Annotated in this window: 12 protein-coding genes; 7 read left to right on the top strand and 5 right to left on the bottom strand. The window is 53.4% G+C overall.

Features of this window, described 5'->3' with window-relative positions:
* Window positions 1-64 precede the first annotated feature (64 nt).
* The gene (gene gstA / locus AC6I77_RS21280) at window positions 65-670 is read right to left on the bottom strand and encodes a glutathione transferase GstA (RefSeq protein WP_497817319.1); all 606 of its coding nucleotides are present in this window, start codon (window positions 668-670) and stop codon (window positions 65-67) included.
* A 126-nt stretch (window positions 671-796) separates the two neighbouring features.
* On the opposite strand from gstA, the gene AC6I77_RS21275 reads away from it, so the two are divergent.
* Entirely contained in the window at window positions 797-1,678 is an 882-nt protein-coding gene (locus AC6I77_RS21275; protein WP_033762537.1) for a LysR family transcriptional regulator, read from the top strand.
* A 70-nt stretch (window positions 1,679-1,748) separates the two neighbouring features.
* Here AC6I77_RS21275 and AC6I77_RS21270 read toward each other — a convergent pair whose 3' ends face one another.
* The 3 genes from AC6I77_RS21270 to AC6I77_RS21260 all read right to left on the bottom strand — a co-directional run bounded on the left by AC6I77_RS21270 (window position 1,749) and on the right by AC6I77_RS21260 (window position 4,846).
* Window positions 1,749-1,991 (bottom strand): DUF3829 domain-containing protein, encoded by a 243-nt coding sequence (locus tag AC6I77_RS21270; RefSeq protein ID WP_497817353.1) that lies wholly within the window; start codon window positions 1,989-1,991, stop codon window positions 1,749-1,751.
* 193 nt (window positions 1,992-2,184) lie between these two features.
* Window positions 2,185-4,044 (bottom strand): M48 family metallopeptidase, encoded by a 1,860-nt coding sequence (locus AC6I77_RS21265; protein WP_497817318.1) that lies wholly within the window; start codon window positions 4,042-4,044, stop codon window positions 2,185-2,187.
* 364 nt (window positions 4,045-4,408) lie between these two features.
* Entirely contained in the window at window positions 4,409-4,846 is a 438-nt protein-coding gene (locus tag AC6I77_RS21260) for a DUF2628 domain-containing protein (RefSeq protein WP_497817317.1), read from the bottom strand.
* Between the two features lie 394 nt (window positions 4,847-5,240).
* On the opposite strand from AC6I77_RS21260, the gene AC6I77_RS21255 reads away from it, so the two are divergent.
* Entirely contained in the window at window positions 5,241-5,582 is a 342-nt protein-coding gene (locus tag AC6I77_RS21255) for a hypothetical protein (protein WP_003851674.1), read from the top strand.
* A 71-nt stretch (window positions 5,583-5,653) separates the two neighbouring features.
* The gene (locus AC6I77_RS21250; RefSeq protein ID WP_003851672.1) at window positions 5,654-6,211 is read left to right on the top strand and encodes a hypothetical protein; all 558 of its coding nucleotides are present in this window, start codon (window positions 5,654-5,656) and stop codon (window positions 6,209-6,211) included.
* 149 nt (window positions 6,212-6,360) lie between these two features.
* Here the strand turns inward: AC6I77_RS21250 and AC6I77_RS21245 are convergent, their stop codons facing one another.
* Window positions 6,361-7,479 (bottom strand): ABC transporter ATP-binding protein, encoded by a 1,119-nt coding sequence (locus tag AC6I77_RS21245; RefSeq protein ID WP_192378003.1) that lies wholly within the window; start codon window positions 7,477-7,479, stop codon window positions 6,361-6,363.
* Between the two features lie 325 nt (window positions 7,480-7,804).
* On the opposite strand from AC6I77_RS21245, the gene AC6I77_RS21240 reads away from it, so the two are divergent.
* Genes AC6I77_RS21240 through AC6I77_RS21225 form a run of 4 tightly spaced genes read left to right on the top strand, consistent with a single transcriptional unit; the run spans window position 7,805 to window position 12,433 of the window.
* Window positions 7,805-9,025 (top strand): extracellular solute-binding protein, encoded by a 1,221-nt coding sequence (locus tag AC6I77_RS21240; RefSeq protein ID WP_105099660.1) that lies wholly within the window; start codon window positions 7,805-7,807, stop codon window positions 9,023-9,025.
* The gene (locus AC6I77_RS21235; protein WP_373681462.1) at window positions 9,025-10,374 is read left to right on the top strand and encodes a carbohydrate ABC transporter permease; all 1,350 of its coding nucleotides are present in this window, start codon (window positions 9,025-9,027) and stop codon (window positions 10,372-10,374) included. The genes AC6I77_RS21240 and AC6I77_RS21235 overlap by 1 nt, the downstream gene beginning before the upstream one ends.
* A 10-nt stretch (window positions 10,375-10,384) precedes the next feature.
* Window positions 10,385-11,236, top strand: coding sequence for a sugar ABC transporter permease (locus AC6I77_RS21230; protein ID WP_003851665.1), 852 nt, complete (start codon window positions 10,385-10,387; stop codon window positions 11,234-11,236).
* A 3-nt stretch (window positions 11,237-11,239) separates the two neighbouring features.
* Window positions 11,240-12,433: a glycoside hydrolase family 53 protein gene (locus tag AC6I77_RS21225; protein WP_033762504.1), complete on the top strand. Its 1,194-nt coding sequence runs from the start codon at window positions 11,240-11,242 to the stop codon at window positions 12,431-12,433.
* The last annotated feature ends 19 nt before the right edge of the window (window positions 12,434-12,452 follow it).

Raw genomic sequence — 12,452 nt, 5'->3', positions numbered from 1 at the left:
CCCATCGCGTGTGAAACGATAGTTTTTGCCCACTCCGGAACCCGGCCTTGCAGCTTTGCTGCGCTTACTGCGACGCCTCTGCCAGTAATGCCGCCTGCACAGCAGGGCGCGCGCTGATCCTCGTCCGATAAGCCACCAGCGCTGGCCAGCGCGCCAGTTCAATGTTGAAGAATTTGCACCAGCCCAGCACGGTGTACAGATAGGCATCAGCAACGCAGAACGACGCTCCCATCAGAAAGGCTTTATCGGCCAGCGAAGTCTGCAGATAGTCGAACCGCCGGAACAGCTTCTCGCGAAAAATCGTCAGAACATTGTCGGGCAGGGACGTGTTAAACAGCAGCGCAGACCCCGCATGAATTTCACTGGTAATAAAGTTAAGCCACTCCTGCAGGCGAACCCTCTCCCAGCTTCCTGCTGGCGGTGCCAGCTTGCTTTCTGGTTTCAGGTCAGCGAGATACTGCACAATCGCTGGCCCTTCCGTCAGTATCTGCCCGTCATCCAGTTCCAGCGCAGCGACATAGCCTTTGGGATTGATAGAGCGAAAGTCATGCCCGTCAGCGGTGAGCTTGCTCCTGTTGTCCACTTTAACCAGCTCAAACGCTATTGCCAGTTCGCGCAGCACGATGTGGGGCGAAAGCGAACAGGTATCCGGGGCGTAGTAGAGTTTCATCTTTTCTCCGATAACATTGAAAGCGGGTAGCGTGTGTTGTGTCTGAATACACTGTGCTCAGTCTGACTGTTGCTGTAAAATTAATGTTTAATAAATTAACTATAAGCCTGGCTACTGATGACTGTGATGAATCTTCAACACTGGCGCCTGCTGGTGGCGGTGGCTGATGCCAGTAACATCTCGCGCGGCGCTGAAGCGACGGGCATGACCCAATCTGCTGCCAGTCAGGCGATTGCCCAGTTAGAGTCCTCGCTGGGGTTCCCGTTGTTCGTGCGGGAGCGTCGTCACATCGGTATAACCGCCCTGGGTGAGCAGGTGATTGAACATGCCCGAACGATGGTGGCGCAGCTCAATGCTATTCGCGAACTGGCTGATGCGCACAGGGGTTTAAAAGGCGAACGTATACGGCTTGCCAGCTTCCCCTCGGTCACTTCTACACTTTTGCCTGGCTTGCTGCGGAGCTTTAAGCGTCTGCATCCGGACATGGATGTGGTGGTGCTTGAAGGGACTGATGAGGAAGTGGAGGCGTGGCTGGCAGCAGACACCGTTGAGCTTGGGGTGGTGATGAACCCCGCGCCCGGACGTGCTGACGTGATATTAGGACAGGACGCCTGGGTTGCGGTGATGCCTGCCAGCTCTTCGCAGGCTAGCGCGAACGGCATCACCCTGCAGGAACTGGCAGACCAGCCCTTTGTGCTTGCGACAGGCGGCTGCGTGGTGAATGGGAGAAGCCTGATCGAACAGGCGGGCCATCAGCTTACCGACGTGCGGGTAAAAGTCCGCGACTGGATCAGTGCCTGCCTGCTGGTGCGAGAAGGGATGGGGGTTGCACTGGTGCCGGAATCTGCCCTGCCAGCGGAGCTGCGCGGCCTGACCGTGCTGCCGGTAATCCCTGCGGTACACCGTGAGTTCGGGCTGGTCTGTTCACGCGCAGGAAAAGCTTCTGATGCCACGCAGATACTCCTGAAAGGCGTGCGAAAAGGGCAGGGACACCAGGCGGCATGCTGATCAGGCGGAACAATTGTCATCGCTCAGAATTCGCGTAACGGGTCGAAAAGCGGGTAAAGCCAGGGCTGATTCACAAGTAAAGCGCCTTGGTCGCCCAGCGTCTGCTTGCTTTAAGCGCTATGTGATCCCCCGTACTGTAAGGTGTTTTATCGCGGACCCGACGCATGCGATCTTTGCAGTCTTTCAGGAAGGTTTCAGCACTCTCCTGGAAGATGGAGCAGGTTAATGGCTTGCCCGCTTCGCTGGCCGTTGCCTTTTCTGCCTCATTCAGCAGTGTACTGTAAGCATCAATCGCTTTTGTCATTCCGGCCACGTCGGGATGGGGTGAGGTAAACAGGATAGCCAGGCAGCACAAGGGCAGTCACCGTCATCGCGGGCATGCTGGCACTGCTTGCGCTTTTAAACACGATCGTTCCCTTCTTTATGTGGTCAGAAATACAGACTGGAAATGGATATTCGCATTGGCTCCCTTATCAGCTGCGATGAGGGAGCCGATGACAAACGGCTTATGCGCTTTGCGACGCTTCGGCCGATTCTTCTTTCATTAATGCCCTGACCGTCTGATGGCGATGCCAGTAAAGGCCGAGAGTATTTTTAAAGGCTTCAATCTCTTTCTTCAGACCGGGTAAGGGGATCTCACTGCGCTTTTTACCTTTAGCGTTCGGCTGCTCATGCTGTAGGTAGAGCTTATCCCGGCCGAAATTACGAATGACATTGATGTTTTTTACGTTATCCCACTCCAGCAGTTCGGCGGTTTTCGGTGACACGATGCCCTGCCAGGTGATGACAATCTGCGAGCCATCTTTAAGCGTGTAAGGCACATTGGGGAAATGCTTCAGCACCAGCGCGGTTTCCATCTCACCCTCAGGCTGATAACGCCAGGCCAGGCTTTCCTCATGCACTGAAGAGAAGTCGCGTTCATATTTCTGCCACAACTGCTGTTCGATCTCGTTGGCAACCGGCATCAGATCAACCCAGCTCTCGGCCGGGAAATCGGCGGCGACCGCTGCATAGTCGGCTTCGTCAATGTTGTATCCAACGTTGCGCATCCTTTCTGCCAGCGGCGGGTGTGAGTCAAAGGGGTGCGGCACATTCTGTTCGCGGACAACGCTGATAAAGTCCGGAGACGCGACATGCTCAGGCAGACCGGCAGCGATAGCTTTACTGATCCCCAGTTCATTTTCATGCAGCGTCCGGTTATTAAAGAAGTTTCGCTCAACTTCACTGCGGTAACTGGCATAGGCGGATACTTTGATCAGCGATTCGATAATCGCGGCGGGGGAGACCAGCGTTGAGGCATTGCGATCCGCCACAAACTCACGTTCACGGCTGTTGCGCTGCCATGCCAGTTCAAACAGCATGCGATAGAGGTAGAGCGGATAGTACACGATCAGTGTTGCCAGATTCTGACCCATCAATTGCATGTAGAGGTCAAAGCGATGCAGCTTCGGTCCCAGCAGTGCGCCGGAAGCGGTGTCACCTTCATGCAGGTGTGTCAGCTCATGGACCATCACGCCATCAGCCTGCGCAACGGTGAGCTGACGCAGCAGCGGAATGCTGACATAGAGTTTACGACCGGTAAGCGGGTGTCCGTTTACGCTGAGTGGGGCTTCCGTCACGTAAAAGTTGGTATCGATGCCCGCAACGATATGATCGGGGGGCGTGGTGCCGACTCTGGCGGCCAGCATATCAATCTGTGACCAGAGTGCCGGAGCGGCTTCGCGGGTCACGACTTCACCTTCAATACTCTCTTCCGGCGGGAGTTTTTTGAAGATGCCTTTAATCATGTAATACATGCCGGCCAGCACCAGCAGGCCTACGGCCATCACCAGCTTTGGATAGTAGGTTTGCGTGAAGAAAGCGGTACCCCAGAATGAGAGCCAGACCAGCATGCCGCCCTGAACCATAACTTCCAGTGAACAGGCCAGCATCAGGAATTTGCGGGCCAGCGCCAGACTGATCACCTGTCCCTTGCGGCTTTTAAAAGCCAGCGCACTGAACAATAGCACCATTAGCAGGACAACGCCGCTGCCGATCAGCGTCCAGAAAGCCACTTTATCCATCATGTAGAACTGCCACAACTCGGATTGCGGTGCGCAGACGGCGTTTTTGTAATCCTGCAGATTTTCATCTACCGGGCCGCAGACGCTGGACGGCGGGTTCTGCTGCAAAAATGTCTGCAGTTTGCCGGTATCCTGATGTTGCTCCTGCGCATCGTTCATAAAGAACTGGGTGTACTGCTGATCGAGTTGCGCATTGCCGTATTCAGCAAAAACCAGAGTAATAACAGGTACCAGAAACAGTGTGAACAGCAGCCAGAGAAATACCTTCAGATAACCCTTTTTCAATTCCGTTAATGATTTCAAAATAATAACATCCTATATGTCAGTGAAAGGGAGAAGCTGCTGACATCAGGAAGTTCTCAACAAGAATATCCTGGCCCCGACTATGCCGTGCGGGGCACGTAAGCGCTTCAGAGAGAGTGTAATGAGTGCAATGAGATTATAATCCAGTCTGAACTCATTTTGAAAAGCCCGGAAAATATTTCTGGATGTTTTTCATTGCCCGTTCGCTATTCTTCGGGCGGCTCACGTTGCTCAGGCATAACACCGATAATTTGAGTTAAAGTTTATTATTTATTTTGGTCAGCCTCCGCCATGAAGTTTAAAAAGCTGCCTTCCTGCTGACCCTATACCAGATTTTATATTTTGCCAGTTGCGCTGAAAAAAATTACCAGCGCATCCCTTTAAAGGGGTTCCAGCCGTTATCGCCTTTTCGCGCTTTCAGGTAATAATTGTAATTCGTACTCATGCCGTACAGTGCATTAAAGCCATAGGCCAGGCCGCCCTGAAGATACCGTGGGAACTCCATGCCCGCTATCGCTAAAGCGATGATCAAAATAACATAAACAGCCATCATAATTAAAATCAGCATGATGTTCTTTTTCCACAGGCCGAGTACAAACAGATAAATCGGGCCAAAAATGAAGGCAATTAAATTCATGTTCACTCTGAATTTTTGCCTGAAAGGCAGTTGCTTCAGTGCCTGTCTGAAGCCGGGTGAACTGGGAGCACCATAACGGTCGAAAAAATCAAAGCGGGCCTGCCACCTCGCACTGTATTCTTTAGATCTGTTCTCTTTACCATTATTTTCAGTGAGTTGTTCCATATCAACCTCCATGCTTTACACGAAATCTGACGATCACCATACTGTTTCATCCGGATGACAGCGGCATAAATGTCTCCCACCTAAACAGCCGATGCAAATGTTAAAAACAGCGATATCACAGCCGCGATTCATTCAAACTAAAATAATAGCGCAGTGCAACAAACAGCAGTGCCGCATCCGGCGAGCAATATTAATGGCACACTGGATCCGGGATAAGCAACAACCTCAGGAAATAATCCTGGCGGCATCAGGCGTTTTATAACGAATCGGGCTGATATGCCCTGAACGGGGCAGGGAGAATATTAGCACCAAAGAAAATATCGCTACAATGATAAAAATATGTTAATTTCAAGAAAATAATTTCTCGTTCCTCACCCATCTATAGGATATAAATATGATCGCCTGGAGCGGAGTCGGGTTTTTTGTCGCACTATTAATTTGTGCTGCTTATCTGCTGTGTAAATGGGTGCTGGATTTTTATTACTACGATGGTTTTTTTGTCGCGCATTTATGGGCGACAGGCGCAACGCTCATCGTTGCTGCCCTCTTTTGTGCGCTCTTCGTCTGGGCGCTCCGGCAGGAAAAATGGCTGGACTCCATCGCAACGGCGACCAAAAGTGAGCCGATGATGGCCCCCGAAAAAACCCACAACTTCTTTTTTATCCCCGTTCTTTACTGGCCGATAATTTTGTTATTGCTCGGTTCAGGGATCTGTATTTACGACCTGACCCGATAACGCCTCTGCCTCGCCGACACCCGATTCGGTGTCAGTGAAATGGAAATAGCCACTACACGAAGGAGTTCACGGTGAAATTACGTCAATCATTAAACATTATGGGTGCGCTCTGCCTGACGGCTGCACTTGGCAGCGCCCCGATGATCGCATCAGCAGCCGAAGCGAAAACAGCACAGGCTGCAAACACGCAGAATCAGACGATCTCGTTGCTGGATGGCAAACAGACTTTCAACCTGCAGGGTTATGAAAAGCAGCCTGTTCCGGGCGGTGGACCTGGAACCATGTATGTAAACAAGCAGGAAAAACGCGTCTTGATCATTGGCGAAGAAGAGATCCCGTTGATTGCGCGCGGTGGCAGTGACGCTGATTTTCTTGAAGGCGGGAAGTCTATCAAAGACAAGCAGAAGCAGGCGTCACCTTCTTATACGGTGATCAGTGAGAAAACTGAGAATGACAATGGTCTGCCCGTTTATCACGTTGAAGCCACTGACAAAATGGGGGGTAATGATGTTCAACAGGCGACGCTGCTGGCGGTTGCCAACAAGAAATTCTCCGTTATTCAGGTGGTTTCAAATCACAAAGATAAAGCTGGCCACCTGAAAGCGGTTAATAACATTCTTGGTAAATAAGCCGGGACAGCGGGTCAGTAAGAGAAGGGATTGTGGGTGAGTCATGCGTTTACTCAGCCGGTAATGCCTTCTCTGTCCCCGGTTTTTTCCAGGCCTTAAAACATAAAAGGCCGTTTCCGGCCTCTCGTTATCTCCCCCAGATACTCACTTCAGGCCGCACGCACCTGAGGCATTTCAATATCCGTACTGATGCGTGCGCCCTCGGCATCAAATACCATGCAGTGATGCGGATGGAAAGACGGACGCAGCGTCTGGTAAGGGCGGAAATGCACATCACCCGGCAGCAGCATTTTGAAGCCGTCGTGGCCGTGGCTCTGACCAAACAGATAGGTGTTGTTGCCGAGTCGCTCAACCACCTCACAGTGGAAGTCGATGTTCAGTGGCGCATCGCCGTTGATCTGTAACTGTTCCGGCCGGATACCCAGCGTGATCTCATCACCGGGCTGCAGCTGACGGATTGGTGAGGGGAGTTGCAGCCGGTGTTCGCCGTCATTTATCAGGGCGACCAGCCCGGAGGGGCCACACTGCTCCACGCGCGCGGGCAGGAAATTCATCTTAGGTGATCCGATAAAGCCCGCGACAAAGCGGTTAATCGGGTTGTAGTAGAGTTCCATGGGCGAACCGACCTGTTCCACCTTGCCGTAATTCATCACCACAATCTTATCGGCCAGCGTCATCGCCTCCGTCTGATCATGTGTCACATAGACCATGGTGGTTTTCAGCTCCTGATGCAGCTTAGCAATGTGCAGCCGCATATCGACACGCAGTTCCGCATCCAGGTTCGACAAGGGCTCATCAAACATAAACACCCGAGGATTACGCACAATCGCGCGGCCAATCGCAACACGCTGACGCTGCCCGCCAGAAAGTTGTTTAGGTTTACGATCCAGCAGATGCGCCAGCTGCAGCGTCTTCGCCACCATCTCCACCTGATGCTGAATCTGCGCTTTTGGCAGACCGTTTACTTTCAGACCGTAACCGATATTCTCCGCCACCGTCATATGGGGATAGAGCGCGTAACTCTGAAACACCATCGCCACGCCGCGGTGCGAGGGTGCGACATCATTCATCACCTCATCCCCAATCAAAATCTCGCCTTCACTGATCTCTTCCAGACCGGCAATCAGCCTCAGCAGCGTGGATTTACCGCAGCCTGATGGACCGACAAAGACGGCAAATTCACCGGCCTCAATATCGAGCGCAATATTTTTCAGCGTTTCTGTTTTACCAAAGCGTTTGGTGACGTTTCTCAATCTGATACTGGACATGCTAATCCTCACAACAAGATGTCTGGCGGCTAAAATGTATGACGTATAACAGTTGATCATTTTTCACGTCAGCCCTGATGGTGCCTGTGTTGACTATAACGTTCAGCCAGAGTGCACCCTATCGCTGTTTTTGATTTCTGTAATACCGATCACACATTGGTGCAAACGGGCTGGAGCGCAGCACCTGTTCCGCGTAGCTTATGGCTCAAATGCGATACGTTATTCACTCTTCACATGCCTGATAAATCCTTATTCAGCGTGTGTCTGAAAAAAGAACAACAGCAAATGACAGCTAAAAATGTCATACCTTCACACGAGGCCAGCAATGAAAATTAAAATCAGCGTTACGCTACTCCTGTCAGCATTGATGCTTAATCAATCCGTCTGGGCCGCTCAGCAACTTACCGTCTGGGAAGACATTAAAAAGTCAGACGGCATTAAAACGGCGATCGCCGATTTTCAGAAACAGTTTGGCGTTGAAGTGAAAGTACAGGAGATGCCGTTTGCACAGCAGATCGAAAAGCTGCGCCTGGATGGTCCGGCAGGCATCGGACCCGATGTGCTGGTGATCCCCAACGACCAGCTTGGCAGCGCAGTCGTGCAGGGCCTGCTGGCACCACTGAAAATCGACACGGCAGAACAGAGCGCCTACACCCCGTCAGCGATGGCGGCTTTTACTCAGAACAACGTGGTCTATGGTGTCCCCAAGGCGGTTGAAACGCTGGTGCTGATCTACAACAAAGATCTTTTGCCTGCGCCGCTGAAAACCCTGGATGAGTATCGCGTGTTCTCGCAGAAGCAGCGCGAGGCAAAACAGTATGGCTTGCTCGCGAAGTTTGACCAGATTTACTACAGCTGGGGCGTGATGGCGCCAATGGGGTCTTACATCTTTGGCAAAGACGCTAAAGGCGCGGTTAACACCAAAGATATCGGGCTGAACACGCCAGGCAGCGTGGAGGCGGTGACTTACCTCAAGCGCTTCTTCAGCGAAGGATTGCTGCCAGGCGGCATCATGGGCGACAACGGCCTGAACGCTATCGACTCCCTGTTTACCGAGAAGAAAGCGGCGGCGGTGATTAACGGGCCATGGGCGTTCCAGCCCTATCAGGCTGCCGGTATCAACTATGGCGTGGCACCGCTGCCACTACTGCCCAACGGCAAGCCAATGAGCTCCTTCCTGGGTGTAAAAGGCTATGTGGTGTCCACCTGGAGTAAAGATCAGGCGCTGGCGCAGAAATTCCTCACCTTTATTAACCAGCCGCAGTATGTGAAAGAGCGCTATCAGAAAACGCAGGAGATCCCGCCCGTTACAGCATTGATGAACGATCCGATTATTAAAAATGATGAGAAGGCCAATGCGGTCGCAGTGCAGGCGGCACGTGCGTCAGCCATGCCAGGCGTACCAGAGATGCAGGAAGTGTGGGGGCCGGCCAATGCGGCGCTGGAGCTGAGCGTTTCAGGCAAGCAGGAGCCAAAAGCGGCGCTGGATAACGCGGTGAAGCAGATCACCATGCAGATTGAAGCGATGCAGGCCAGCAACCAGTAATGCGGGTTCGCGGGATAACCGTACAGGATAAGGATCAGAGTGTGGCTATATCTTCCGATGAACATCTGGTGACGGCTAAGCCGCCGCGTCGTCATGCGACCACCGGTGCGCTGCTGGCACTGCTGCCTGGCTTTGGCCAGTTTTACCACCGCCAGTGGGCGAAAGGGTTGTGCTTTCTGATTCTGCTCAGCAGCTTTACCGGCGTCTTCCACGATTTTCTGCGTGAAGGATTCTGGGGGCTGTATACGCTGGGTGAATCAGTTCCGCGCGATAACTCCATTTTCCTGCTGGCTGAGGGGATTATCAGCGTGCTGATTGCCGCTTTCGGCGTCGCGGTATGGGGCGTGTCTGTGCGCGATGCGTGGGTCAATGGCGCCAGGCGCGACAGGGGCCAGCAGCTTAACAGCGTGCGACAGCAGTACCAGTTACTGCTGCGCGACGGCTTCCCGTATCTGATGATTTCGCCGGGCTTTATTCTGCTGGTATTCGTGGTGGTGTTTCCGATTCTGTTTGGTTTCGCCATCGCCTTCACCAACTACAACCTCTATCACACGCCCCCGGCGAAGCTGGTGGACTGGGTGGGGTTCAAAAACTTCATCAACATTTTCACGCTGTCGATCTGGCGCTCCACGTTCTTTGACGTGCTGCAATGGACGGTGGTCTGGACGTTGCTGGCGACGACGCTGCAGTGCACCGTGGGCGTGATGCTGGCGATTCTGGTGAATCAGAAAGACCTGCGCTTTAAGCCGCTGATCCGCACCATCTTTATCCTGCCGTGGGCGGTGCCGGGCTTTGTCACCATTCTGGTGTTTGCCGGGATGTTCAACGACAGCTTTGGGGTGATCAACAACGCGATTCTCGACTTCTTTGGTATCGCGCCTAAAGCCTGGATGACCGATCCGTTCTGGACCAAAACGGCGCTGATCATGATGCAGACCTGGCTGGGCTTCCCGTTTGTGTTTGCGATGACAACCGGCGTCCTGCAGGCGATCCCGGATGACCTTTATGAGGCCGCCATCATGGACGGCGCCAGTGCCTGGACGCGGCTGAAAACTATCACGCTGCCGCTGGTGCTCTACGCCATTGCGCCGATCATCATCACGCAATACACCTTCAACTTTAATAATTTCAACATCATCTATCTGTTTAACAACGGCGGTCCGGCCGTGGCGGGGTCGAATGCCGGCGGAACCGATATCCTGGTGTCATGGATTTACAAGCTCACCATGTCGTCGTCGCAATATGCGATTGCCGCCACTATCACCATTTTGCTGTCGATTTTCGTGGTAGGTCTGGCGCTGTGGCAGTTCCGCGCGACCCGGTCATTCAAACAAGATGAGATGGCGTAAGGAAGCAAGTATGGCGAAGTCCGGCAGTATTAAACGCGAAAGGTGGATACGCCTGTCGCTGACCTGGCTGGTGGTGCTGGCCGTCTCGACCATCATTATTTATCCGCTGGTCTGGACGGTAGGCGCATCACTGAATGCAGGTAACAGCCTGCTCAGCAGTTCAATCATTCCGGAGAATGCGTCGCTGCAGCACTACCGCGACCTGTTCAATGGCACGGTGCCGTATATGACGTGGTACTGGAACTCGATGAAAATCAGTTTTCTGACCATGGTGCTGACGTTGATCAGCGTCAGCTGTACCGCCTACGCCTTTTCCCGTTTTCGGTTTAAGGGGCGGCAGAACGGCCTGATGCTGTTTCTGCTGCTGCAGATGATCCCGCAGTTTTCGGCGCTCATCGCCATTTTCGTCTTGTCGCAGCTGCTGGGATTAATCAACAGCCATCTGGCGCTGGTGTTGATCTATGTCGGCGGGATGATCCCGATGAACACCTATCTGATGAAGGGCTATCTCGACTCGATTCCCAAAGATCTGGATGAGTCGGCGCGCATGGACGGGGCAGGTAATTTCCGCATCTTCGTGGAGATCATCATGCCACTGTCGAAGCCGATTCTGGCGGTGGTGGCGCTGTTCTCTTTCACCGGGCCGCTGGGTGATTTTATTCTCTCCAGCACCATTCTGCGAACGCCGGAGCAGTTCACGCTGCCCATTGGACTCTATAACCTGGTGTCACAAAAAATGGGTGCCAGTTACACCACTTATGCAGCGGGCGCGGTGCTGATCGCCGTGCCGGTCGCGGTGTTCTATCTGGCCCTGCAGAAATACTTCGTTTCCGGCCTCGCCTCAGGCAGTACTAAAGGATAAATCATGACGCCAAAAACATTGATTCTCGCCCTGGCACTGGCCTGGGCGACACCGCTGCTCGCCGCCGATCAGCCTGTCATCGCCTCTGCCGGGCCGTGGCCAGCCGATTTTATCAAGGGAGCAGATATCTCATCGCTGGCTGAGCTGGAGAAGCAGGGCGCGAAATTTTACAACGCGAACAACCAGCAACAGGACGCCATCGCCATTCTGAAAGCCAGTGGTATCAACACCATCCGGTTGCGACTGTGGGTCGATCCCACTGACGGCAGCGGTCATACCTACGGCGGTGGCGGCAACGATCTGGCGACCACGCTGGCGCTGGCGAAGCGGGTCAAAGCAGCGGGACTGAAGCTGCTGCTTGATATTCACTACAGTGATTTCTGGACCGATCCCGGCAAGCAGTTCAAGCCCAAAGCCTGGCAATCGCTGACCTTTCCGCAGCTGGAAACCCAGGTGCATGACTACACGCGCGACACCATCGCCCGCTTTAAAGCGGAAGGTGTAATGCCGGATATCGTGCAGATTGGTAACGAACTTAACGGCGGCATGCTCTGGCCAGAAGGTAAGAGCTGGGGCCAGAACGGCGGCGAGTTTGATCGGCTGGCGGGTTTGCTGAAGGCCGGTATCAGCGGTTTGCGCGAGAACCTCAGCGATCCGCATCAGGTGAAGATCATGCTGCATCTGGCCGAGGGCACGAAGAATGACACTTTCCGCTGGTGGTTCGATGAAATCGTTAAGCGTGATGTCCCGTTCGATGTGATTGGTCTGTCGATGTACACCTACTGGAACGGTCCTGTCAGCGCTCTGAAAGCCAACATGGATGATATCTCACGACGCTATAACAAGGATGTCATGGTGGTGGAGGCCGCTTACGGCTACACGCTGGAAAACTGTGACAATGCTGAAAACAGCTTCCAGGCCAAAGAGGAGAAAGCGGGTGGCTATCCTGGCACGGTCGCGGGTCAGGCGGCATACCTGCATGACCTGATTAAGGCGGTGCTGGCGGTGCCGGACCATCGCGGCAAGGGCGTGGTCTATTGGGAGCCCGCGTGGATCCCCGCACCAGGCAATACCTGGGCGACACCGGCTGGCATGAAATATATCCACGACGAATGGAAACAGGGAAACGCCCGCGAAAACCAGGCGCTGTTTGACTGTCACGGCAAGGCGCTGCCTTCGCTGCAGGTTTTTCATTAACGCTTAGCGCTAACGCTAA

The organism is Pantoea sp. X-Soil-ISGK-259, from assembly GCF_059730705.1.
This window is presented reverse-complemented; position numbering and strand designations above follow the sequence as displayed.